This is a genomic window from Caballeronia zhejiangensis (assembly GCF_000698575.1).
GTDB classification, from domain to species: Bacteria; Pseudomonadota; Gammaproteobacteria; order Burkholderiales; family Burkholderiaceae; genus Caballeronia; species Caballeronia zhejiangensis.
Genome location: NZ_JFHD01000026.1, coordinates 16701 through 38237 on the forward strand (window position 1 = coordinate 16701; position 21537 = coordinate 38237).

A 21537-nucleotide genomic window follows, 5' to 3' on the forward strand; every position below is an offset into this window, starting at 1 on the left:
GCCGAATCAAAAAAGGCCGATTCGCTACGGGGCGAATCGGCCTTTTTCGTATCAGTCGGTGCGGCGCAGCATCGGAAGGTACCGACGAAAAAAAGCCCGCCAGGGTCGACGGGCTGAATCCATATCAGTGGAGACATGGAGGAGACAGGAGTAAATATACCAAGAATATTGGTGCATCGCAACATGGCCGTTGCGGCGCGCTGACGCCCGACACGCCGACGAAACTCAGGGCTGCATCATCGAAAGGATGAACTGGAGCTGATCCGTGGAAATCGGCTTGACGAGATGCATGTCGAAACCTGCGTCGAGCGTCATTTCTCGATGCTGGGGCTGCCCCCAGCCGGTGAGCGCGACGAGCATCAACGCGTGGCCGTTCGGCAGCTTGCGCAACTGGCGCGCCGCCGCAAGTCCGTCGACGAGCGGCATGCCGAGATCGAGGATCACGACTTCGGGGTCGAACTGCGCGGCGACTTCCACAGCCTGCGCGCCGTTCGCCGCGAGCGCGACCTCGTGGCCCATGCCGGTCAGCAAGTTCGCGAGACCGGCGAGCGCATCGTCGTCGTCGTCGGCTATCAGGATGCGCTTGCTCATGATGGCCTCAGCGGGAACCGTAAATTTCGAGTGTCAGCTTGTTCGACCCGGCCTGCGCCGCCGTAATCTCGGTGCGCGCACCGCGTGCGCCCAGATAGAAGTGCTGGCGCGCGGGCGAATTCTGATCGTGCGTCGCGTCGGGCACGCACGAGGCGATGTCCGCCGCGACGCCCTGCAGCGAATCCGCGCTCGATCCGCCGCGCGGCGTCCATGTGCATCGATAGTTGGTTTGCGAAGCGGCGCACTTCGCGTCGTCGCCGTAGGGAAGCGCGATCGCGCGGCCGTCGAAAGCGGAAAGCGACGAGAAATTCGGCGCGGCGGACAGCACGCGTTTGAGCGCATCGCACGGATTCGGCGTGTCGTCGGCGCGCGCGCACGTCGTCGAAAGCATGCCGAAGCAGAGCGGCAAGAGCGCGGCGAAAACGGCGCGTCGGCCTGTCTCATCCATGAGCGCCTCCTTTTAGCTGTTCTTTTCGTTTCGCCGCGAACCGGACGAGCGCGACTATGCGCTGCCGATTCGCGTATGTCTGTTCGAAAGCGAATGAAGCACTCAAAACGGCAGCAAGTCACGCACCCGTTTTTGCAGACGTTTGGAAGCGCGTTAGTGACGCACGAGCGCCATCATCGCGCCGAAGCCGACGAACACGCCGCCCGTCAGCCGGTTGAACGCCTGCGCGACGCTCGCGCTTTTCAGTTTGTCGCCGATGCGCGCGCCGAGCCCCGCGTACACGGCGTACCAGCTCACCTCGATGACGGCGAATGTCGACACGAGCACCGCGAATTGCGGCAAGACCGGCCGGCTTGCATCGATGAACTGCGGCAGCAGCGCCGCCGCAAAGAGAATCGCCTTCGGATTGCTGCTCGCGACGAGAAAGCCGTTGCGAAAAAGCGTGAAGGGTCTGAAAGCATGCGCGCCGCCGGTTTCGTCGCGCACGTCGATCGCGCCCGCCTTGGCGCGCCAGCTTTTCACGCCGAGCCAGACGAGATACGCGGCGCCGATCAGACGCAGCGTGTCGAAGAGGCGCGGCCACGCTTCGAGAAACACGCCCAACCCCGCCGCCGACACCGACAACATGATGACGAGCGCCGTCAGACAGCCGGCCATGGTGGCGGTCGAGCGCTCGAGACCATGCCGTGCGCCGTGCGTCATGACGAGCAGCATGTTGGGGCCGGGAATCGCGGATACGACGAAGACGGTGGCGACGAACAGCCACCAGAGATGCAGGCTCATTGCGGCGTGGCGAGGAAGAAACGGGATTCGAATTATGCCGTTTGACCGCCTTCGCCACGACATCGATTTACGATTCGCGCCCCGCGCGGCGCGCGGCCACCTGACCGAGCACGGCGAAATCCTTCTCGCCGTCGCCGTGGGCGAGCGCATCGACGAGATTGTCGCGCACGACGCTCGCCACCGGCAGCGGCACGTTGACGGCGTCGCCCGCGGCGATCGCGAGACGCACGTCCTTTAGTCCGAGACGCGCCTTGAAGAGCGCGGGCTCGTAGCGCCGCTCGGCGATCATCTTCCCGTATCCCTGATAGACCGGTCCTGGAAACAGCGAATTCGTGATGACGTCGAGCAGCATCTGCGATTCGATGCCGTGGCCGCTCACGAGCGCCGCCGCCTCGCCGAAGCTCTCGATCGCCGACGCCAGCATGAAATTCGCGGCGAGCTTGAGCACGTTCGCGTGCTGCGGCTCGCTGCCGACGCGCCACGTTTTTTGGCCGAGCGCATCGAGGACGGGCTGCACACGGTCGATCGCTTCGCTCGCGCCCGCCGCGAGAATGTTGAGCTTGCCCGCCGCCGCGACGTCCGGCCGGCCGAGCACCGGCGCGGCGACATACGCGACGCCGTGCTGCGCGTGCAATTCGGCGAGCTCGGTGGCGAGCGCCGCCGAGATCGTCGCCATGTTGACGTGCACCAGGCCTTTCGGCGCGTGCTTGAGCAGGCCGCCATCGACGAGCACGGAGCGCAGCGCGGTATCGTCGGCGAGCATGGAGAACGCGGCGTCGCCGGCGAAAGCCTGCTCGGGCGTATCGACGACCGACGCGCCCTGATCCGCGAGCGCGCGCGTTTTGTCGCGCGAGCGATTCCAGACGCGCACGCTGTGCCCCGCCTTGAGCGCGCGCTCCGCCATCGCGCCGCCCATTTCCCCCAATCCGATGAATCCGATATCCATGCTCGTGTGCTCCTTTGCCTTGTCCGCTTGCCGCGCGCGCAATGCCGCGCGGACCGAGCGCCAGTAAAGCACATCGCCGGAAAGCGCGCAGAAGCGCGCAATGCCATACTGCTGCATGGTCAAGGCGCGCTTTCACTTCCATCGCGAACTGAACGATTTCCTCGCTCGATCCCTGCGCGGGCACACGTTCGCGTGCGCGTGCGCGAAGTCTTCGTCGACCAAGCACATGATCGAGGCGCTCGGCGTGCCGCATACCGAAGTCGATCTGATCGTGAAGGCCGGCCGCGCGGTTGGATTCGACGCCCCGATCGAGCCGGACGATCTCATCGAGGTTTATCCCGCGCGTCACGCGCCCGCCGGAATGGAGAACGGCGCGCTGCTGCTGCGCCCGCCGCTCGACGCCGCGGACCTGCGTTTCATCGCCGATGCGCATCTCGGCGGACTCGCGCAATTGCTGCGACTGGCGGGCTTCGACACGCGCTACGACAACAACTTCCCCGACGATGAAATCGAGCAGCTCGCGCAGGACGAAGCGCGCATCGTGCTCACGCGCGATCGCGAATTGCTCAAGCGCCGCACCGTCTTGCGAGGATGCTACGTGCGGACCCTGCAAGCCGACGACCAGTTCCGCGAAGTCTCGGAGCGCTTCGATCTCGCGCCGCACGTCCGCGCGTTCCGTCTCTGCCTGATGTGCAACGCGCCATTGCGTCCGGCCGCGCCCGGCGAGATCGACGGCCGCGTGCCCGAGGGCGTACGTGAGCGGCATGCGCGCTTCGTGACCTGCGATGTGTGCCATCGCGTGTTCTGGGAAGGCTCGCACTGGCGGCGCATGCGGGCGCGCATCGATGCGCTGGCGGAGGCGGGTCGCTAGTTCCGTACAATGTCGGACTTGCAATCAATCGTCGCATCGGAGCATCGCGTGAACAAATTCGAACTGGAACAGAACAAGGCATTCAAACTCGCCAACGACCTCAAGCAGGGCGGCCGGGCACGCGTGGGCGCAGCGGATGCGCAGAAGGTCGATCGGCGCGAACAGCGCAAGCTGGATCAGGCGAAGGGGCTCGTGCCGTTCGCGTGCAAGCTCGATGAAAAGCTCGTCAAGCAGTTGAAGGAACGCGCCGAAGCGCATGAAGGCGGGATGACGGAAGTGCTGGCCGAGTTGCTGGTGAAGGCGGGGCTGGAGCGGTAAGCGCTGGTTGTCGCCGTGGTGGCCGCGGCAGCGAACGATGCGCGGCGACTACGCTTTGTCGTGCCTGAGCGGTTCCGGCTTGCCCGTTCCCTTGAACGGGCTGCGGCAGCACTCATCGATCAGGCTCGTCAGCTTCTCGAAGGTCTTCGCATCCGAACTGCGCCACTGGTGATAATCACACCAGCTCGGCATCAAGAACTTCACGCCGCGCCCCATCATCCGGCCTGCTTCGTTCGTTTCGCGAACATGTTGCGAAACATATTGAGAAACGACGATTTCGGCGCCCGCGTCCTACGTATGCGCCGCGCTCGCAGAGGCTTCCCACCTTGCGACGCTTCCTCGTCCTCGAGATCTGCCGGCGTAAGAAAACTGACACCCTGCGCCTCCATCAACTCGAACGTCTCGTCGACTGTCCGCCGGCAAAGCTCGTTTTCGACCTCTTGAAGCCGCGCAATGTAGAGCGCCAGCCTGTCCTTCGGAACCACGACGAGCTTCTCCGAATCCAGCAACGGCATCTCGCCCCATTCGCTCGACAACCGCCCCGCTGCCCGCGCCGCTTCATACTTACGCTCGATTAATTCAACGGTCCTAACCATTTTCCGCCCTCGCATTTGCACGACGATGGGCAGATTATGACCGCCAACGTTCGCCCCATGCCACCTGTCCGAACGGGTTAGGAAGAATCGCCTGCGCGCGCCCGGCCGTGTAGTCGGCTTCCGCCTAACGCGCGAGGTCGCGCGCTTCGTCGACATCCGCATGGCGCGTCGCCGGGATGCACGCCACCGCGATCAGCGAGAGCACGAGCCCGCCCATCACATAGAACGTGGGTGCGAGTTGCGATTCGGTCATGCGGATGAGCCACGTCACGATGAACTGTCCGAAGCCGCCGAAGATCATCACCGCGATGTTGTACGCGAGGGAAAGCCCCGTCGAGCGCACGTGCGCCGGAAACAGCTCCGCGATCAGCGCGCCGAACGGCCCGTAGTATCCCGACAGCGCGATCGACAGCAGCGCCTGCACGACAACGAGCCGCATCACGCTCGGTTCCGCCGCGAGCCACGCGAAAAGCGGATAGATGATGACGAGCGTGATCGCGAGCGACCACAGCGACAGCCCTTTGCGCCCGATGCGATCCGACCACGCGCCCGTGACCGGCGACAGCACCGTCAGCAGAAGATTGCCGACGATCAACGCCGTGAACGACTGACCGAACGGCAGCTTCAATTGCTTGACGGCGAACGTCGGCAGATAGGCAATCAGCACGTACACGCTCACCGTCAACGCGATCACCGAGCCGAGCCCGCACAGCACCTCGCGGCCATGCGTGCTGAACACTTCGCCGAGCGTCGCCCGGCGCGCGGTTTTCTTCGCGTGCAGGAACGCTTCGGTGTCGGCCATGTTGCGGCGAATGTACAGCCCGACCGGCCCGATCACGAGACCGAAGATGAACGGCACGCGCCATCCCCATGAATCGAGCGCTTCGGGCGACAGTCCGCGCGAAATCGCCGAGCCGACGATCGCGCCGAGCAGGAGCGACGCCGCCTGGCTCGCCATCTGGAAACTGCCGTAGAAGCCGCGCTTCGAAAACGGCGCCGCTTCGATCAGCAGCGCGGTCGAACTGCCGAACTCGCCGCCAGCGGAAAATCCCTGCAGCAGCCGCGCGAACACGATGACGAGCGGCGCGCCGATGCCGATCGCCGAATACGGCGGCGCTATCGCGAGCAGGAGAATGCCGAGCGTCATCAGTCCGATGACGAGCGTCAGCGCCGCCTTGCGCCCCGCGCGATCCGCATACAGGCCGAGAACGATGCCGCCCACGGGACGCATCACGAACGCGACGCCGAAGGTCGCGGTGGTCAGAAGAATCGACGAATAATCGCTGCTGCTCGGAAAGAACAAGCGGGCGATGACGACCGTCATGAAGCCGAACACGGTGAAGTCGTACCACTCCAGCGCGTTGCCGATGACCGCCGCCATCACGGCGCGCGCGTTCAATGCTCTTCCTGGCATGCGATCCCCCAAGTTCAGTGGGTGTCCGCGCTTTAAAGATGCGAACGCGCGGCTCTTTTTTCCTTGGCGAGTGTAAAGACGGTTTTTCTCCCGATCAAGCTAATTGCGAACGAAGAAAAGCGCGCCGTGCCTTTCGGCCGGGCGCGCTTCGGCTCGGGAGCGAGCCGCGCTTATGCCTTTTTCACATAGGCGCTGCACCAGCCCTTCGCCGCGACCTGCTTGTTGCTGAACATCGGGCACGGCGCGTAGGCGTCCGTCGGCTTGCCCTGATAGAACTGACAGTTGCCGCAGTCCTGCCCGGCGGCGTACTTCGCGAACTTGGCCTTGTCGACCTTGCTCGCGTCTTCCTTGTAGCCGAGTGCCTGCGCGGTGGGATCGCTTTCAGCGACTTTCGGGGCGTCGGCGGCGAAGGCCGCTTTCGAGCCGAGCGCGAACGTCGATGCGACGCCCACGCTGGTAATGAGAAACGTGCGACGTGATGTCTTCATGGTGACTCACTCCATGTTGTATTGGGGGATAGCGCCGTTCTTGGCGACGGCGATACCCGAGCATAGCAACCTGAAAGCGAGTCGACGACGCCAAATGTTAGAGATAAGGCACGGCGGAAAGTCGCATGACAGTCAGCGCGCCATGTCGGCGACGCGTTCGGCGATCGCGAGCGATGCCGTCAATCCCGGCGATTCGATGCCGAAGAGGTTCACGAGTCCCGGCACGCCGTGCGCCGATTTGCCCTGGATCACGAAATCCGCCGCCGCCTGGCCCGGACCGGACAGCTTCGGACGGATGCCCGCGTACGCGGGTTGAAGCGCGTCGTCGGGCAGACCCGGCCAATACGCGCGGATCGCGGCGTAGAAGGAATCGGCGCGACGCGGATCGACGTCGTAATTGAGCGCCTGCACCCATTCGACGTCCGGACCGAACTTCGCCTGCCCGCCGAGATCGATCGTCAGATGCACGCCGAGGCCGGCTTCGTTCGGCATCGGATAAATGAGCCGCTCGAACGGCGCGCGTCCGCTCACGCTGAAGTAGTTGCCCTTCGCGAAGTAGAGCGGCGGCACGTGACGATCGTCCAGTCCGCGAATGCGCCGCGCGATCTCGTTCGCATGCAAGCCCGCACTGTTGATGAGAAACGACGCCCGAAAGCGCGCCGGCGACTCGCCACCCGTCTCGACGATGAAGCAGCCTTCGCGCGCATCGACCGACGTGACCGGCGTATGGAACACGATATTCGCGCCGTGATTCTCCGCCTCGCCCTGCAGCGCGAGCATGTACTGATGACTGTCGACGATGCCCGTCAGCGGCGACCACACCGCCTCGACGCATTGAAGTTGCGGCTCCATCTCGGCCGCCTGCGCGCCGCTGATGCGCACGAGTCCCTTCACGCGATTCTCGATGCCCTTCTGTTCCAGCGCCGCGAGTTGCGGCACCTGATTGCGCGCCGTCGCGACGAGCAGCTTGCCGCATTGCCGGTGCGGCACGCCGTGCTCCTGACAGAACGCGTAGAGCATGTCGCGCCCGCGCACGCACAGTTCGGCCTTCAGCGATCCGCGCGGATAGTAGATGCCTGCGTGAACGACTTCGCTGTTGCGCGAGCTCGTGCCGATGCCGATGCCCTCGCCCGCCTCCAGCACGATGACTTCGCGGCCGCGCTTGGCCAGCGCGCGGGCGATCGCCAGTCCGACGACGCCCGCCCCGATTACTACGCACTCGATCCGATCCATGTCTTCTTCCGCGGCAGATTTGTCCCAACTATTTTACGTTCGGGACTATTGCGCGTTACACAACAAATGCACGCCGATTAGATCGTTTTCCGGTGCAATTCAGAAAAAGGCAAGAATCTGGCCGCCAGATGTCAAAAACGACAGGTTTTGGCGGCCTTTTCGGCAATTTCGCGAACGGCGCGCTTTCAGAAGCCGATCGCTTTTTTGCGCAGGTTGCGGTCGATCTGAATGTCGCGCGCTTCGACGTGATGCCGTCCGTCGATACGTGCGTTGCCGAACGCGTTCAGCATCGCGCGCCGCATGCCGCGCGGCGACGCCTGCGTGAGCGCGTCGAGCGGCGCGTCGCCGAGTGTTTCCGGAAAACGCGCGCCCCACGAATGAGCATTGCGGATTTCGGCGTAAATCGACTGCGCGATGCGCCGCGCGCCGTCGCGATCGGGCGGCGGAATTTCGTAGACGTTCATGCGATTCATCAGGGGCTCGGGAATCGCGCGCGCGTCGTTGGCCGTCGCGATCCACACGACGTTGCCCGCGTTGATCGGCACTTCGGCGAATTCGTCGACGAAAGTCTGCGCCGTGTCATGCTCCAGCAGCGCATAGAGCGCGCCGAGCGGATCGTATTGCGCGTCGCCGGTGGCCTTGTCGATTTCGTCGACGGTCATGACGGGATTCGCGTAGCTGCCGTTCACGAGCGCATCGAACACCTTGCCGGGCTTCGCATTGCGCCATTGCGACGACGCCCCCGACAGGATCCAGCCCGCCGTCAGCGAGCTCATCGCGACATAGTGATTCGACGTGCCGAGCAGCCGCGCGAGTTGCTTCGCGAAGTGCGTCTTGCCGATGCCCGGCTCGCCGAGCAGCAGCATCGGCATGAGTTCGAGGCGATCGTCGGTTTCGAGGCACAGCGCGATCTGCTTGCGGATATCGGCGAGCGGCTCCTCGAAATTCGGCAGGTCGGCGGCGAGATCGTCCACCGACGGCATGCGGTTCGGCTTCACGCAGAAACGCAGATTACCCACTTTGAGCATTTTTTCGTAAGTGGCGCGCAAGGCGTCGTTCGCGCCTTCGGAGAGATCGTTGAGCGCGGACTCCACATCGTCGAGACTGTAGACCTTGCTGAACGATGCCACTGCGAGTTCCTGTTTGACCACGGCCGTCGTCATGTCACACCCCGTCAATTTTTATGGTCGACGAGTCCAGTGTATCGACGCCAAAACCGCACGCAAGCGAGCAGTCGAACGCGTGTGCTGCTAATCGCGATGCGCAAAGCGTGCGAGTATCATCGTCGGACGACGCGGCGAGCGGGTTCGAAATCTGCTTCGCGTCAGGCCAGGTTGAGATTCGTTTCGTTCGTCCACAATTATGTGTTGCGCGGTCTGGCTGAACCGTACCTGCGCCGCCGTGTCACAACGAATTCGCCGGAGAACGCCGATCCAGCGACGCGCCAGCCGCGCCGCCATCCGAACAGTCCGCGCGCAGGAGTCGCTTTCAATGCATAAAACGATACGCACCGTCTTTCTGAATGCCGCGCTCATGACGGGCGCCGGTCTTGCCGCGCTTAACGCGCAGGCGCAGACCGCGCCATCGCAACCGGTGACCTGGGAGTTGCAGGTCGTGCGCGACGGACAACAGATCGACTCGTTTTCCGGCACGACGAACGTCGGACAGGCGCGCACCGACACGCATCACAACAAGGTGCAGAATCGCGTCGGCTGCGCGGATCAGCCTGCCGGCGACATCGATCTGCAACGCACCATCACCATTTCGCCGACGCGCGCGAACGCCGACGACATCACGCTCGCCATCGACGCGCAGGAAACCTTGCAGGACGACAGCTCGCGCGCATCGCCCTCGGGCTGCAAGCTGCCGCCGGTGCCGCGTCAGGTGAGCGGATCGCATCCGGGCTTGGCGCTCAAGCCAGGCGAATGGGCGCAGTGGCAGCTCATCGACAGCAATCCGTCGCTCGCCTACCGGGTACGCGCGAGCCTGGGGTCGCCGGCGGCGGCGCAATGACAACCGCGGTGACATAGACTCAAGAGGCCGCCGCTCGAGACAAAGAACGCATGCGAAACCCAGAACATCTTCCGCCAGGCCCGTCCGCTCATTCGGCCACGCCGGATTTCACGGCGGTCAGCTGGAATCTGCACAAGGGCCGCTCGCCCCTCGGCCTGCGCGCGTGGACCGCGATGCAACGGTGGGTTCAGACCACCAACGCCGACGTCTATTTTCTTCAGGAAGCGATGGCGCGGCGCATGCCGCAGCCCGTGCTCGCAAGCGGCTTCGGCAAGCCGTTCGACGCGCCGCTCGACGATGTCTGGCATTGCCAGGCGACCGAGATCGCCACCGCGCTCGAATTGCAGATCGCGCTCGGACCGAACGTGTTCAAGCCGTCGTGGCGGCATGGCAATGCGATTCTCTCGCCGCATCCGCTCGATCTTTCCGGGCGCTGGGACATCTCCGCGCATCGTTTCGAAAAGCGCGGCTTGCTGGTCGCGCGCGCGACCTTCGCCGGTCAGGCCATCACATTGCTGTGCGCGCATCTCGCGTTGACGCGGCAGGCGCGGCTGCGTCAGATGAACTGGATCGCGCACTGGATCGCGAAGGAAGCGCCGGAAGGTCCGCTCATGCTGGCGGGCGATTTCAACGACTGGCGCAACGACTCCGTGCCGCTTTTCGGCGAACTTGGCATGAGCGAAGTCGCGACGATGCTCGGCGAATCGGGCCGCACGTTTCCGGCTTTCTCACCGGCGCTCGCGCTCGACAAGATGTTCGTGCGCGGCCTGAAGCCGGTCGAATGGCTCGTGCCGACGCAGGACACCGCGTGGCTGTCCGATCACCTTCCGTACATGGCGCGGCTGCGCGTGGAGTGAGCGCGCTCAGGGCTTCGTGAGCAGCGCTTCCAGATCGGCGATGGTGACGGGCTTCGTCAGATGATGATCGAAGCCCGCGTCGAGCGCGCTGCGACGATCGGCATCGCTGCCCCAGCCGGTCAATGCAAGCAGCAGCGCGCTTCGGGTCGCGTCGCGCTTTCTCATTTCGCGCGCGACGTCGAAGCCGCTCATGCCCGGCAACCCGATATCGAGCACCACAACATCCGGTTTGAAATCGTCGAGCGATGCGAGTGCGCGCGGGCCGTCATGCTCGGTGCGGACTTCATGGCCGAGCGCTTCGAGCAGCATCGACATGGCAAGCGCCGCATCGACGCTGTCGTCGACGAGCAGGATGCGGCGGCCCGGCACCGTGCCGCCGCTTGCTTGGGCGGTGGTGTTCATGCAGTTCCCCGTTGCCGTCGTCGCGCGAAAAGGCCAAAGCGGATGTTCCGACCCTCGCACGACGTTATTGAGATGATTGGGGCAATGTAGCACAGCGGGTTCGCGGGCAAGAAAACGACTCCGCGATCACGCCGCCCGGCGGCTCTGCTATCGTGAACGTTCCTTCCGCCGCCGTCTCGCACCACAGTCATGTTCGATCTCTTCGACGACATTCCCAAGCCCGACATCGCGTGGCATCCGGACTGGATCGACGCCGACGCGGCTTGCGATCTGATGGGCGCCCTGATCGCGGAAGTCGCCTGGCAGCAGGACACGATGACCACGCCGGGCGGCCGCGTGCCGCTGCCGCGCCTGACCGCGTGGCAAGGCGAACCGGACGCGGTCTATGTCTATTCCGGCATCCGCAATGTGCCGCAGCCGTGGACGCCCGCCGTCGCGCAACTTCGCGAGCGCGCCGAGGCCGCCTGCGATGCGCGCTTCAACAGCGTGCTGCTCAACCGCTATCGCAGCGGCCTCGACAGCATGGGATGGCATGCCGACAAGGAACGCGAACTCGGGCCCGAGCCGGTGATCGCATCGGTGAGTCTCGGCGCGACGCGCACCTTCGAGTTTCGTCACGCGCGCACGCACGCGACGCACACGCTCGCGCTCACACACGGCAGCCTGCTCGTGATGCGCGGGCGCACGCAGCGCGAATGGGTGCATCGCGTGCCGAAAGAGCCGGGGGCGCGCGGCGAGCGCATCAATCTCACTTTCCGCTGGGTCGATGCGTCGAAACGGAAGTAATCGCGCTCAAGGACGTTTCGCGACGAAATCGATCTCCACGAGCGCATCGCGCGCAAGCCCCGTCACGCCGATGCACGTTCGCGCCGGCAGCGGCTTCGGCAGAAAGTACGAGCGATACACCGCGTTCATCGCGTCGTAGTCGCGCTTGAACTCGGTCAGAAAGATACGCACGCTGACCACATTGTCGAGCGTCAGCCCGACGCCGTTCAGCACGAGAATCAGGTTGTCCATCACGCGGCGCGTCTGCGCGGCGACGCCTTCGGGCAACGGCGCGCCGTCGTCGTTCGGATCGGTCGGCATCTGACCGGTGAGAAACACCCAGCCGTCGGCTTCGGCTGCGTGCGAGAAAGGGCCGACGGGCGTCGGCGCGGCATCGACCATCGTGAATTTCGGCATCTGAGTCACTTCGTCTCCCCGTTTTGCGTTCGATATAAAGCAGAACCGGCACGTTAGCGCGCCAAAATTGCGCGCGCGCCGGCGCCGCATGCGAAGATGGCCCGGCTTACGATTACCTTTTCACACGCGATGCTTCCCTATCCCATTCTCGCCGACGCCGTGTTGCGCATGCTGGCCGCGATGCTGATCGGCTGCATCATCGGCATCGATCGCGATCTGCACGGCAAGCCGACCGGCATGAAGACGCTCGGGCTCGTGTCGCTCGGCGCGTGCATCGCGACGATGTGCGCGCAAGGCTTCTCGATGACGCTCTCCAACGACGCCGACGTGTCGCGCGCCGTGCAGGGCATCGTGACGGGCGTCGGCTTTCTCGGCGCGGGCGTGATCCTGCAGAATCCGCGCGAGAATCGCGTCCGCGGGCTCACGACGGCGGCGTCGATCTGGGTGACGGCGGCGGTGGGCATCGTCTGCGGACTGGGCGTCTGGAGCCTCGCGTTCATCGCGATGATCCTGATGATCGCGCTGCTCACGATCGGGCGCGTCGTCGAGAAGCGTCTGTTGCGTCGCTGGATGAGCAAGCCGGAAGACGAACGCCAGAAATACGCGGACGTCGAAGAGGCTTAGGCGAACGCGTCGGCGGCGGGCGCTTTCACGCGATTGCGGCCCGCGACCTTCACGGCATAGAGCAGGCCGTCGGCGCGCGCCATCAGCGATGCGAGCGGCTCGCGCCCGTCCCACATCGCAATGCCCGCGCTGAAGGTGTAATGCAGCAGGCCGCCGGGCACGGCGCACGGCGTCGCCTCGACGGTCTTGCGCAGCCGCTCGACGAGCGCGGTGACATCGTCGATGCGCGCCGCCGTGCAGAAAAGACAAAACTCCTCGCCGCCGATACGCCCGAACGCATCGTCTTCGCGAATGCGCGCACGCACGATCGACGCGAAATGGCGCAAGACTTCGTCGCCCGCCGCGTGACCGTAGCGGTCGTTCACGCTCTTGAAGTGATCGATGTCGATGACCGCGACGAACTCGCGCTCGCCTTCCTGCCGCGCCCGCGCGAGACGCTCGCCCGCGCCGGCCAGCAATGCCTTGCGCGAAAGCGCGCCGGTGAGATCGTCGAAGCGCGCAAGCCGTTCGAGCCGCTGCGCGAGACGGTCGTGCGCCATCATCACGAGGCCGATACACAGCGACGGCAGCACGAGAATGCCGAGCGCGAGAAACGTGATCTGCATCACGCCGGGCTGCAGCAGCGATGTCTGCGCGGGCGGCTCCACGACGTAGATCGCGCCGCGCACCGTATGGCCGAGCGCGCCGAGCGCCGACGCGCCGGCGACGAACAAGTAGTTATAGCGCGGCCGTTCCCTCGGACGCTCGATCAACACGCGTCCGGCGATCGCGAAATCGCACGCGGCATGAAACGCCGACACGATCACCACGCGCGCATTCACATCCGGCGTCACATACGTGAAGTAGACGATGCCCGCCATCACGCCGAGCCACATGATCCAGCCGGCCCAGCGCTGCGCGGGACGCATGCGAACGTCGAAGAAATCGTTGCAGCCTTCGTAGATGAGCAGGACCGTCGCGGCGAGCAACTGATTCGCGACGACGATGCCGAGCCACGCCGGCGCCACGTTCTGCACGGCGAAAAGCAAGAGCGAAACGATTGCGATGACGTTCGCCCCAAGCCAGCGCGGCACGCCCGCAATCGCGTGCGAGAGCAGCGAAATCAGCACCAGTATCGAGAGGATGCTCGACAGCGCCGTGACGACGAGAATGCTGACGGGACTGAACATCGCTGAAAGTGGACGGGTTATCGCTCGTGCTTTGAGCAAACGACGCCGCACGCGCGGTGCGACGAAAAGATTCGCTAAAAGGGATTCGCGGCGAAAGAGCACGAGTATCCGACAACACCGACGTGTTTACGGCTCGAATCGGCGTGCCTTGAACAGGTCGACCTGCGTCATGGCGTCGCATGACGCATGTAAAAACGCGGCGCAGCCTTTCGGCGCGCCGCGTTCGAACGCGGATTCCCGCGCGCTTTTACCATTCATGACGCTCGCGCCAGCGTTGCTCGCGGCGCATCTCGTGATGCCAGCGGCGCTCGCGCCATTCGTGACGACGCCATTCGCGCTCGCGCCAGCGTTCGTCGCGATCGCCGTATCCATATCCGTAATAGCCGACCGGCACCGCGGGCTGCGCGTACACGGGCTGCGTGTAGACCGGCACGCCGACGCCCACCGCCACATCGACGTGCGCGTTCGCCGATGCCGATATCGCAAGTGCCGCGAGCCCCGCCAGCCCGATCGCCGTACCAAGAAGTTTCTTCTTCATGCCGCTTTCTCCTTGCACCGAGTGCCGTGTGAGTCAGTGCAGTCTAGAAAGCGATGACGGATACAGGTGCAACGGGTTTGCCAGAAAGGTAACGTCAGGTAACGGTCAGCGAAAACGAAGGTGTCCTAGCGCACACGCTTGCCGGAACCGTCGATGACGACTTCGCCATCTTCCTTCGTGAACGGCCCCTTCTGCGCTTCGGGCAGGATATCGAGCACGAGCTCCGATGGCCGGCACAGCCGCGCGCCCTTCGGCGTATCGACGAACGGACGGTTGATGAGAATCGGATGCGCGAGCATCGCGTCGATGAGTTGTTCGTCGCTGAGGCTCGGATCGTCGAGGCCGAGTTCGGCGTATGGCGTGCCCTTCTCGCGCAGCGCTTCGCGCACCGACAGTCCCGCGCGCGCGATCAGCGCAACGAGCGTCTCGCGGCTCGGAGGATGCGTCAGATACTCGATCACCGCCGGCTCGATGCCCGCGTTGCGGATCAGTGCGAGCGTGTTGCGCGAAGTCCCGCACTTCGGGTTGTGATAGATGGTGACGGTCATGGCGGCGATGTCCCTGCGTTCGTGGATTAGCCATCGCATTCTAGGCGATGGCGCGATCGACAGCTTCGCGTCACGCACGCGACCGCGAGCGCCATGCGCGTTCAATTGTCCTGTTCAATCGCGGAGCGACGGCCTATAACGAAGAGTGCAGCGCGGCATGCGTCTTCTGCGGACCCGCGGGTCCCATTCGCCGGCAAGCGCACCGGCGCTCCGTCTGCATCACATTCGAACAAGTCCGGGAAACCCGCCGCGGCAGCCTCGCCGGGAACCGGCGCCAATATCCGCTCGCCAGCGCCATGCATGGCACATGCAGCACTCGTGGCACGTTCCGTGCGGATCAACGATTCGAATCAGCGAACAGCGTTGCGCGGCGTACACGCGAACGCGCCTTTCGATCAAGGAGTCGACATGAAATCACGTATCGCCATGGCGGCGCTCGCCGCCTCGTTACTCGCCACTGCCGGTCTCGCATCGGCTCAGCAGTCCTATTACCGCACCGCGCAGGTTCCGGGACAGGCCACCGCCGACACCTGGACCGATCCCGGCGCGCCCGCGCAAAGCGCCATGCAGGGCCAGTCGACCGACACGTCCTACGGCGGCTCGCCGATGACACGCGGCGCGGCCGGCGCAACCACGATGGGCACGATGGACAGTCCGGCCTCCAAGCCCTGCACGCGCGGGCCGCAATGCAATATCTTCTTCGGCCAGTGAATTCTTTAGACTGCGCCAGCATAGGTGCATGACCCGGCGCGTCCGTTCGGTGAGAACGGACGCGCTTCCCTTATCCACGGAATGGCCAGCATGCACTGCGACGAATCTCCCGCACCTCTCTTCGACGAAGGCTTCAACCAAGTCGTGACCGAGACGCGCGAGCCGGACGGTTCGCTCGATGCCGGCCGGAAGTAAGCGCGCGATGGCCACCTCGAAAAGCAAGACCGCGCGCATTCGCGTCGGCGTCGGCGGATGGACGTTCGAGCCGTGGCGCGGCATGTTCTATCCGGACGATCTGCCGCAAAAGCGCGAACTCGAATACGCGAGCCGCGCGCTGACGTCCATCGAAGTGAACGGCACGTTCTACGGCGCGCAAAAGCCCGCGACGTTCATCAAGTGGCGCGACGAAACGCCCGACGACTTCGTGTTCTCGCTGAAGGCGCCGCGCTACGCGACGAATCGCCGGGTGCTCGCCGAAGCGGGCGATACCATCGAGCGATTCTTCGGCAGCGGCGTACTCGAACTGAAGGACAAGCTCGGCCCGATCAACTGGCAATTCGCGCCGACCAAGAAGTTCGATCCGGAGGACTTCGAACGCTTTCTCGAACTGCTGCCCGCGAAAGTGGAAGGCCGCGCGATTCGTCACGCGGTCGAAGTTCGGCACGAGAGCTTTTGCGATGCGGCCTTCGTTGCGCTCGCGCGGAAGCATCGCGTCGCGGTGGTCATCGCGGGGGATTCGAAGTATCCGCAAATCGCGGATATCACCGCGCCGTTCGTCTATGCGCGCATCATGGGCACGACCGACAAGCAGGCGAAGGGCTATGCGAAAGCGGCGCTCGATCGCTGGGCCGAGCGCGCGAAGACGTGGTCGTCGGGCGGCTCGCCGGACGACTTGCAGACCTTCGGCAAGGCTGCGCCGAAAGCCGCATCGCGCGATGTGTTTCTCTACGTCATCAGCGGATTCAAGGAGCGCAATCCCGCGGCGGCGATCGCGCTCATCGAACGTCTGAAAGGCTAAAGAACCTTTAGCGGACGAGGCACGGCTTCTTGTTGTCGAACTTCCAGTTCGGAATCAGATATTGCATCGCGACGCCGTCGTCGCGCGCGCCGAGTCCATGCTGCTTGTACAGTTCGTGCGCCCTCTCGACTTCGTCCATATCCAGTTCGACGCCCAGGCCCGGCGCTTCCGGCACCTTCACTTTCCCGCCGACGATCTGGAGCGGATCGCGCGTCAAACGCTGGCCGTCCTGCCAGATCCAGTGCGTGTCGATAGCGGTGATCTTGCCCGGCGCGGCAGCGGCGACGTGCGTGAACATCGCGAGCGACACGTCGAAGTGATTATTCGAATGCGAGCCCCACGTCAGGCCCCAGTCGTTGCACATCTGCGCGACGCGCACCGAGCCTTGCATCGTCCAGAAATGCGGATCGGCGAGCGGAATGTCGACCGATTGCAACTGGATCGCATGACCCATCTGACGCCAGTCCGTCGCGATCATGTTCGTCGCCGTCGGCAGGCCGGTCGCGCGGCGGAATTCCGCCATCACTTCGCGGCCGGAGTAGCCGTTTTCCGCGCCGCACGGATCTTCCGCGTAGGCGAGCACGTCGTGCTTGTCGCGGCACAGGCGGATCGCTTCGGCCAAGGACCACGCGCCGTTCGGATCGAGCGTCACGCGCGCATCCGGAAAACGCTCGGCGAGCGCCGTGACGGCTTCGATTTCCGCATCGCCCGCCAGCACGCCGCCCTTCAGCTTGAAATCGTTGAAGCCATAGCGCGCTTGTGCCGCTTCGGCCAGACGCACGACCGCCTCAGGCGTCAGCGCGACTTCGGTACGCACGCGGTCCCAATCGTCCTTGCCGTCCGCGCCGGACGCATACGGCAGATCCGTCTTGTGGCGATCGCCGATGTAGAACAGATAGCCGAGCATTTCCACTTCATCGCGCTGCTGGCCTTCGCCGAGCAAGGCCGCGACGGGCACGCCGAGATGCTTGCCGAGCAGGTCGAGCAGCGCGGCTTCGAGCGCGGTGACGGCGTGGATCGTCGTGCGCAGATCGAAGGTTTGCAGGCCGCGGCCGCCCGCGTCGCGATCGGCGAACTTCGTGCGGACCTGATTCAGCACCGCATGCAGATTGCCGACCGATTGTCCGACGACGAGCGAGCGCGCATCGTCGATCGTCTGGCGGATGTTCTCGCCGCCCGGCACTTCGCCGACGCCCGTGTTGCCCGCGCTGTCCGTCAGGATCACGAGATTGCGCGTGAAGAACGGACCGTGCGCGCCGGACAGGTTCATGAGCATGCTGTCGCGGCCCGCGACCGGCACGACGCGCAATTCGGTGACTTTCGGAGTGTTCGTGGACATGAGCGTGATCCTTCCCAGAGAGGTTGAAGCGGGTTTCAGTGCGCGCCTTGATGCGCGACGTGGCCGTCCGGCGTGCGATCCGAGCGGCGGTTGCGCGTGAAGAAGACCGCGACCGCCGCGATCAGCGATGCGACGCCGAGGCCGTACAAGCCGCCCGACACCGAGCCCGTATGTTGTTGAAGATAGCCGAAGGTCGCAGGCGCGAAGAAACCGCCGAGATTGCCGACCGAGTTGATGAGCGCGAGCACGCCAGCCGCGACGCGCGCATCGAGATAGCCTTGCGGAATCGGCCAGAACAGCGACGACGCCGCCTTGAAGCCGATCGCGGAGAAGCAGATGGCGACGAACGACAGCACCGCGTTGCCGGTCGTCGATGCGAACAGGCCACATGCCGCGATCACGAGCGCCACGGCGACCCACGCCTGCTGGAAGCGCCAGCGCGCGGAGAGCAGCGCGAAGCAGTACATCGCGACGATCGCGATCATCCACGGAATCGTGTTGTAGAGGCCGACCTGGAAATCGGTGAGGCCGCCCATCTTGCGGATGATCGTCGGCAGCCAGAAGGTTGCGGCGTAAATCGTGAGCTGAATCGCGAAATACATGAAGCAGAACAGCACGATCTGCGGATCTTTCAGCAGCTTGATCGCGGGAATGTGGCCGCCGGTGGCCGCTTCGCGTTCCGCCTGTTCGGATGCGATCGCGTTTTGCAGCGCGCGTTGCTCGTCGACGGAGAGCCAGTGAGCATCGCTGATGCGCGATTTCAGCAGCATCCAGCTCACGCCGCACAGGATGACGGAGAACCCGCCTTCGATCAGAAACATCCACTGCCAGCCGTGCAGGCCGAGACCGCGAATCGACAGCAGACCGCCCGTGATCGGGCCGGACAGAATCGATGCGAACGCCGAGCCGCCGAGGAAAATCGCGATCGCCTTGCCGCGTTCCTTCTGCGGCAGCCATTGCGTGAAGTAATAGATGACGCCCGGAAAGAATCCCGCTTCCGCGACGCCCAGGAGAAAGCGCAGCACGTAGAACGACGTTTCGTTCTGCACGAAGGCCATCATCGCCGCGACGACGCCCCACGTACCCATGATGCGCGTGAGCCACGCGCGCGCGCCGTACTTCTGCATCAGCACGTTGGACGGCACTTCGAACAGCGCATAGCCGATGAAAAACAAACCGCTGCCGAGACCGTACGCCGCCGCGCCGATGCCGAGATCGGTCTGCAAATGCGAGCTCACGAAACCGACGTTCACGCGATCGATGTAGTTCGCGATGAACATGATGAGGAACAAGGGCAGCACATGGCGCTTGACCTTGGCGCTGGCCGATTCGAGCAGATCGGCGGCTGGCGTGGCGGGAATCGTGTTCAAGGGATGTCTCCGGATCGCGTCTCGTGGTACGTTGTCTGATGACATTGTATGGCGAGATGCTTTCGGGGGCCAATCACGTGTTTACCCTTTCTCGGCTCTAGGCTTGTCGTATATGGCTTACACGCCGATGGACACCGAGCGCATGTTCGGACGCTGGCCTTCTAAACTAGGACGTCCGACAACTACAGAAGCACAAAGCCGGTTGCGAAAACGACACTGCCGGCGCGAGGCCGGCAGTGTTTAACGAAGACGGGAAATGCTGACGCTTACTTCTTGTCCTGCCCGATCTCGTGATTCGCCATGATCTCGAGCGCGCGGACCATGCCCGAGTGATCCCACGCCTTGCCGCCGTGCGCGGCGCACGCATTGAACAACTGCATGCACGTCGACGTGTTCGGCAGCGCGACGCCGAGCGATTGCGCCGTCGCGAGCGCCAGATTCAAATCCTTCTGATGCAGCTCGATACGGAAGCCCGGATTGAACGTGCGCTTCGTCATGCGCTCGCCGTGCACTTCGAGAATGCGCGACGACGCGAAGCCGCCCATCAGCGCGGTGCGAACCTTTTCGGCATCGACGCCGGCCTTCGATGCGAGCAAGAGCGCTTCGCCGACCGCCTCGATGGTCGCCGCGACGATCACCTGATTCGCGACCTTGCAGACCTGTCCCGCGCCGACTTCGCCGATCAGCGAGATGTTCTTGCCCATCAGGTCGAAAAGCGGCTTGACCTTGTCGAACGTGGCTTGCGCGCCGCCGACCATGATCGTCAGCGACGCGGCCTTCGCGCCGACTTCGCCGCCGGAGACGGGCGCGTCGAGATAATCCGCGCCCTTCTCGCGCACTTTCGCCGCGAATTCGCGCGTGGCGATCGGCGAAATCGAGCTCATGTCGACGACGATCTGACCGCTCTTCAGCTTGCTCGCGACGCCGTTCTCGCCGAACAGCACGCGTTCGACGTCCGGCGTGTCCGGCACCATGATGAAGATGACGTCGGCCTGCTCCGCGACGGCCGCGGGCGAATCACAGGCCGTGGCGCCCGCGCCGGTCAGATCGGCGGGCACGCCGCTGCGCGTGAATGCCGCGAGCTGGACGCCGCCCTTGAGAAGATTGGCCGCCATGGGATTGCCCATGATGCCCAGTCCGATGAAGCCTGCCTTTTGCATGTATCGCTCCTTGATGTCGATTTTCGATGCCGGTTTGTCGAGCGCGACGCTCAGTCCGGGATGAAATGTTTGCGCACGCCCTGCGCCGCGTTTCTGAGCATCCCCAGATCCGCGCACACGGCGACGAATGTGCTGCCCATTGCCAGATAGCGCTCGGCGTCTTCCTGCACGGGCGCGAGAATGCCGCTCGGCTTGCCGGCCGCGTGCGCGCGCTCGAACACATGTGCGATGACCGCCTGCACGTCCGGATGGTTCGCTTGGCCGATGTGACCGTACGATGCCGCGAGATCCGACGGTCCGACGAACAGCGCGTCGACGCCTTCGACCGCGATGATCTCGTCGATCGCTTCGACCGCCGCGCGGCTCTCGATCTGCACCGCGACGCTGATATTGTCGTTCGCGATCTGGAAGTAGTTCGGAACCGTGCCGTAGCGATTGCCGCGATGCCCGACCGACACGCCGCGGATGCCCTGAGGAGGATAACGCGTCGCGGCGACGGCGCGCTCGGCATCGGCGGCGCTGTCGACGAACGGAATCAGGAAATTGACGACACCGCCGTCGAGCAGCTTCTTGATCGCGACGGGATCGTTGGCCTGCGGGCGCACGACAGGCGCGCTCGGGCTGTCTTTCAGCGCCATCAATTGCGGGATGAGCGTGAGCGCGTCGTTCGGCGCGTGCTCGGCGTCGAGCAGCATCCAGTCGAATCCGACCACGCCGACGAGTTCGGTGACGATCGGACTCGCCAGCGACATCCAGCATCCGATCAGCCGCTTGCGCTCGCGCAGCGACGTTCGGAATGTATTGGGCAGCGGTTGATATGGTGACGAAGACGGCATGATGCCTCCCTGTGACGACGGCGATCTGATTGGAAAGCGGCAAGTCCGAACTCACGTAGTTATCGGACGTCTTAACACAGGG

General features: G+C 64.3%; 27 protein-coding genes. 8 read left to right on the forward strand and 19 right to left on the reverse strand.

Translation table 11 applies throughout. The features are described 5' to 3' along the window. Positions 1–225: 225 nt before the first annotated feature. The 4 genes from BG60_RS25750 to BG60_RS25765 all read right to left on the reverse strand — a co-directional run bounded on the left by BG60_RS25750 (position 226) and on the right by BG60_RS25765 (position 2885). The gene (locus BG60_RS25750) at positions 226–591 is read right to left on the reverse strand and encodes a response regulator (protein ID WP_034473243.1); all 366 of its coding nucleotides are present in this window, start codon (positions 589–591) and stop codon (positions 226–228) included. Between the two features lie 7 nt (positions 592–598). Beyond that, positions 599–1039 carry a hypothetical protein gene (locus BG60_RS25755; RefSeq protein ID WP_034473244.1) on the reverse strand — a complete coding sequence of 147 codons (441 nt, stop codon included), beginning with the start codon at positions 1037–1039 and terminating at the stop codon, positions 599–601. A 153-nt stretch (positions 1040–1192) separates the two neighbouring features. Then, positions 1193–1822, reverse strand: a complete 630-nt coding sequence (locus BG60_RS25760; RefSeq protein ID WP_008352688.1) for a LysE family translocator — start codon at positions 1820–1822, stop codon at positions 1193–1195. A 67-nt stretch (positions 1823–1889) separates the two neighbouring features. After that, positions 1890–2885: an NAD(P)-dependent oxidoreductase gene (locus BG60_RS25765; RefSeq protein WP_268811672.1), complete on the reverse strand. Its 996-nt coding sequence runs from the start codon at positions 2883–2885 to the stop codon at positions 1890–1892. On the opposite strand from BG60_RS25765, the gene BG60_RS25770 reads away from it, so the two are divergent. Continuing rightward, positions 2884–3639, forward strand: a complete 756-nt coding sequence (locus BG60_RS25770) for a Mut7-C RNAse domain-containing protein (RefSeq protein WP_033536938.1) — start codon at positions 2884–2886, stop codon at positions 3637–3639. The genes BG60_RS25765 and BG60_RS25770 overlap by 2 nt on opposite strands. Before the next feature lie 9 nt (positions 3640–3648). Then, positions 3649–3957 (forward strand): hypothetical protein, encoded by a 309-nt coding sequence (locus BG60_RS25775; RefSeq protein WP_008352684.1) that lies wholly within the window; start codon positions 3649–3651, stop codon positions 3955–3957. Between the two features lie 48 nt (positions 3958–4005). Here BG60_RS25775 and BG60_RS37155 read toward each other — a convergent pair whose 3' ends face one another. From BG60_RS37155 to BG60_RS25800, 6 genes are all read right to left on the reverse strand, one after another. Continuing rightward, entirely contained in the window at positions 4006–4149 is a 144-nt protein-coding gene (locus tag BG60_RS37155) for a type II toxin-antitoxin system YoeB family toxin (protein WP_200889185.1), read from the reverse strand. A 23-nt stretch (positions 4150–4172) separates the two neighbouring features. Further along, complete coding sequence (locus BG60_RS25780) at positions 4173–4553, reverse strand: hypothetical protein (protein WP_034473245.1); 381 nt, start codon at positions 4551–4553, stop codon at positions 4173–4175. A 124-nt stretch (positions 4554–4677) separates the two neighbouring features. Further along, a complete protein-coding gene (locus BG60_RS25785) occupies positions 4678–5967 on the reverse strand; it encodes an MFS transporter (protein WP_034473246.1) in 1290 nt (429 codons plus the stop codon). Positions 5968–6137: 170 nt separating this feature from the next. Further along, positions 6138–6455, reverse strand: a complete 318-nt coding sequence (locus tag BG60_RS25790; protein ID WP_008352676.1) for a high-potential iron-sulfur protein — start codon at positions 6453–6455, stop codon at positions 6138–6140. Between the two features lie 132 nt (positions 6456–6587). Beyond that, on the reverse strand, positions 6588–7688 hold the full coding sequence (locus tag BG60_RS25795) for an NAD(P)/FAD-dependent oxidoreductase (RefSeq protein ID WP_008352675.1): 1101 nt from the start codon (positions 7686–7688) through the stop codon (positions 6588–6590). Between the two features lie 185 nt (positions 7689–7873). Then, positions 7874–8851 (reverse strand): AAA family ATPase, encoded by a 978-nt coding sequence (locus BG60_RS25800; RefSeq protein ID WP_008352674.1) that lies wholly within the window; start codon positions 8849–8851, stop codon positions 7874–7876. Between the two features lie 328 nt (positions 8852–9179). Here BG60_RS25800 and BG60_RS25805 point away from each other — a divergent pair, with 328 nt between their 5' ends. Both BG60_RS25805 and BG60_RS25810 read left to right on the forward strand, forming a co-directional pair. Continuing rightward, positions 9180–9701, forward strand: coding sequence for a hypothetical protein (locus BG60_RS25805; RefSeq protein ID WP_008352673.1), 522 nt, complete (start codon positions 9180–9182; stop codon positions 9699–9701). A 50-nt stretch (positions 9702–9751) separates the two neighbouring features. Beyond that, positions 9752–10558: an endonuclease/exonuclease/phosphatase family protein gene (locus tag BG60_RS25810; protein WP_008352672.1), complete on the forward strand. Its 807-nt coding sequence runs from the start codon at positions 9752–9754 to the stop codon at positions 10556–10558. 6 nt (positions 10559–10564) lie between these two features. On the opposite strand, the gene BG60_RS25815 is transcribed toward BG60_RS25810, so the two are convergent. Next, positions 10565–10960, reverse strand: a complete 396-nt coding sequence (locus BG60_RS25815; protein WP_008352671.1) for a response regulator — start codon at positions 10958–10960, stop codon at positions 10565–10567. 189 nt (positions 10961–11149) lie between these two features. Here BG60_RS25815 and BG60_RS25820 point away from each other — a divergent pair, with 189 nt between their 5' ends. Beyond that, complete coding sequence (locus BG60_RS25820; protein ID WP_008352670.1) at positions 11150–11746, forward strand: alpha-ketoglutarate-dependent dioxygenase AlkB family protein; 597 nt, start codon at positions 11150–11152, stop codon at positions 11744–11746. Between the two features lie 6 nt (positions 11747–11752). Here the strand turns inward: BG60_RS25820 and BG60_RS25825 are convergent, their stop codons facing one another. Next, complete coding sequence (locus BG60_RS25825) at positions 11753–12142, reverse strand: RidA family protein (protein WP_008352667.1); 390 nt, start codon at positions 12140–12142, stop codon at positions 11753–11755. Between the two features lie 129 nt (positions 12143–12271). Here BG60_RS25825 and BG60_RS25830 point away from each other — a divergent pair, with 129 nt between their 5' ends. After that, a complete protein-coding gene (locus tag BG60_RS25830) occupies positions 12272–12766 on the forward strand; it encodes an MgtC/SapB family protein (protein WP_051996639.1) in 495 nt (164 codons plus the stop codon). Here BG60_RS25830 and BG60_RS25835 read toward each other — a convergent pair. The 3 genes from BG60_RS25835 to arsC form a co-directional block, all read right to left on the reverse strand. Beyond that, on the reverse strand, positions 12763–13935 hold the full coding sequence (locus BG60_RS25835) for a GGDEF domain-containing protein (RefSeq protein WP_034473247.1): 1173 nt from the start codon (positions 13933–13935) through the stop codon (positions 12763–12765). The genes BG60_RS25830 and BG60_RS25835 overlap by 4 nt on opposite strands. 247 nt (positions 13936–14182) lie before the next feature. Then, the gene (locus tag BG60_RS25840; RefSeq protein ID WP_008352663.1) at positions 14183–14473 is read right to left on the reverse strand and encodes a hypothetical protein; all 291 of its coding nucleotides are present in this window, start codon (positions 14471–14473) and stop codon (positions 14183–14185) included. Between the two features lie 125 nt (positions 14474–14598). Next, the gene (gene arsC / locus BG60_RS25845; RefSeq protein ID WP_008352660.1) at positions 14599–15021 is read right to left on the reverse strand and encodes an arsenate reductase (glutaredoxin); all 423 of its coding nucleotides are present in this window, start codon (positions 15019–15021) and stop codon (positions 14599–14601) included. Between the two features lie 408 nt (positions 15022–15429). On the opposite strand from arsC, the gene BG60_RS25850 reads away from it, so the two are divergent. Next, positions 15430–15732: a hypothetical protein gene (locus tag BG60_RS25850; RefSeq protein WP_144403794.1), complete on the forward strand. Its 303-nt coding sequence runs from the start codon at positions 15430–15432 to the stop codon at positions 15730–15732. Between the two features lie 202 nt (positions 15733–15934). Then, the gene (locus tag BG60_RS25855; protein WP_034473248.1) at positions 15935–16750 is read left to right on the forward strand and encodes a DUF72 domain-containing protein; all 816 of its coding nucleotides are present in this window, start codon (positions 15935–15937) and stop codon (positions 16748–16750) included. A gap of 7 nt (positions 16751–16757) precedes the next feature. Here BG60_RS25855 and gudD read toward each other — a convergent pair whose 3' ends face one another. The 4 genes from gudD to garL form a co-directional block, all read right to left on the reverse strand. Continuing rightward, the gene (gene gudD, locus BG60_RS25860) at positions 16758–18089 is read right to left on the reverse strand and encodes a glucarate dehydratase (RefSeq protein ID WP_008352656.1); all 1332 of its coding nucleotides are present in this window, start codon (positions 18087–18089) and stop codon (positions 16758–16760) included. Between the two features lie 35 nt (positions 18090–18124). Beyond that, positions 18125–19459, reverse strand: a complete 1335-nt coding sequence (locus BG60_RS25865; protein ID WP_008352655.1) for an MFS transporter — start codon at positions 19457–19459, stop codon at positions 18125–18127. A 266-nt stretch (positions 19460–19725) separates the two neighbouring features. Next, positions 19726–20736, reverse strand: a complete 1011-nt coding sequence (locus tag BG60_RS25870) for a 2-hydroxy-3-oxopropionate reductase (RefSeq protein WP_268811673.1) — start codon at positions 20734–20736, stop codon at positions 19726–19728. After that, entirely contained in the window at positions 20670–21455 is a 786-nt protein-coding gene (gene garL / locus BG60_RS25875) for a 2-dehydro-3-deoxyglucarate aldolase (protein WP_008352653.1), read from the reverse strand. Before garL ends, BG60_RS25870 begins: the two co-directional genes overlap by 67 nt. Positions 21456–21537 lie beyond the last annotated feature (82 nt).

Bases quoted from the DNA above. Each gene is read 5' to 3' on its own strand.
- BG60_RS25825 (WP_008352667.1), bottom strand. From the start codon at position 12,142: ATGCCGAAATTCACGATGGTCGATGCCGCGCCGACGCCCGTCGGCCCT.
- BG60_RS25805 (WP_008352673.1), top strand. From the start codon at position 9,180: ATGCATAAAACGATACGCACCGTCTTTCTGAATGCCGCGCTCATGACG.
- BG60_RS25750 (WP_034473243.1), bottom strand. From the start codon at position 591: ATGAGCAAGCGCATCCTGATAGCCGACGACGACGACGATGCGCTCGCC.
- BG60_RS37155 (WP_200889185.1), bottom strand. From the start codon at position 4,149: ATGCCGAGCTGGTGTGATTATCACCAGTGGCGCAGTTCGGATGCGAAG.
- BG60_RS25800 (WP_008352674.1), bottom strand. From the start codon at position 8,851: ATGACGACGGCCGTGGTCAAACAGGAACTCGCAGTGGCATCGTTCAGC.
- BG60_RS25795 (WP_008352675.1), bottom strand. From the start codon at position 7,688: ATGGATCGGATCGAGTGCGTAGTAATCGGGGCGGGCGTCGTCGGACTG.
- gudD (WP_008352656.1), bottom strand. From the start codon at position 18,089: ATGTCCACGAACACTCCGAAAGTCACCGAATTGCGCGTCGTGCCGGTC.
- garL (WP_008352653.1), bottom strand. From the start codon at position 21,455: ATGCCGTCTTCGTCACCATATCAACCGCTGCCCAATACATTCCGAACG.
- BG60_RS25785 (WP_034473246.1), bottom strand. From the start codon at position 5,967: ATGCCAGGAAGAGCATTGAACGCGCGCGCCGTGATGGCGGCGGTCATC.
- BG60_RS25855 (WP_034473248.1), top strand. From the start codon at position 15,935: ATGGCCACCTCGAAAAGCAAGACCGCGCGCATTCGCGTCGGCGTCGGC.
- BG60_RS25770 (WP_033536938.1), top strand. From the start codon at position 2,884: ATGGTCAAGGCGCGCTTTCACTTCCATCGCGAACTGAACGATTTCCTC.
- BG60_RS25850 (WP_144403794.1), top strand. From the start codon at position 15,430: ATGAAATCACGTATCGCCATGGCGGCGCTCGCCGCCTCGTTACTCGCC.
- BG60_RS25760 (WP_008352688.1), bottom strand. From the start codon at position 1,822: ATGAGCCTGCATCTCTGGTGGCTGTTCGTCGCCACCGTCTTCGTCGTA.
- BG60_RS25830 (WP_051996639.1), top strand. From the start codon at position 12,272: ATGCTTCCCTATCCCATTCTCGCCGACGCCGTGTTGCGCATGCTGGCC.
- BG60_RS25765 (WP_268811672.1), bottom strand. From the start codon at position 2,885: ATGCAGCAGTATGGCATTGCGCGCTTCTGCGCGCTTTCCGGCGATGTG.
- BG60_RS25755 (WP_034473244.1), bottom strand. From the start codon at position 1,039: ATGGATGAGACAGGCCGACGCGCCGTTTTCGCCGCGCTCTTGCCGCTC.
- BG60_RS25775 (WP_008352684.1), top strand. From the start codon at position 3,649: ATGTCGGACTTGCAATCAATCGTCGCATCGGAGCATCGCGTGAACAAA.
- BG60_RS25810 (WP_008352672.1), top strand. From the start codon at position 9,752: ATGCGAAACCCAGAACATCTTCCGCCAGGCCCGTCCGCTCATTCGGCC.
- BG60_RS25840 (WP_008352663.1), bottom strand. From the start codon at position 14,473: ATGAAGAAGAAACTTCTTGGTACGGCGATCGGGCTGGCGGGGCTCGCG.
- arsC (WP_008352660.1), bottom strand. From the start codon at position 15,021: ATGACCGTCACCATCTATCACAACCCGAAGTGCGGGACTTCGCGCAAC.
- BG60_RS25790 (WP_008352676.1), bottom strand. From the start codon at position 6,455: ATGAAGACATCACGTCGCACGTTTCTCATTACCAGCGTGGGCGTCGCA.
- BG60_RS25820 (WP_008352670.1), top strand. From the start codon at position 11,150: ATGTTCGATCTCTTCGACGACATTCCCAAGCCCGACATCGCGTGGCAT.
- BG60_RS25780 (WP_034473245.1), bottom strand. From the start codon at position 4,553: ATGGTTAGGACCGTTGAATTAATCGAGCGTAAGTATGAAGCGGCGCGG.
- BG60_RS25815 (WP_008352671.1), bottom strand. From the start codon at position 10,960: ATGAACACCACCGCCCAAGCAAGCGGCGGCACGGTGCCGGGCCGCCGC.
- BG60_RS25835 (WP_034473247.1), bottom strand. From the start codon at position 13,935: ATGTTCAGTCCCGTCAGCATTCTCGTCGTCACGGCGCTGTCGAGCATC.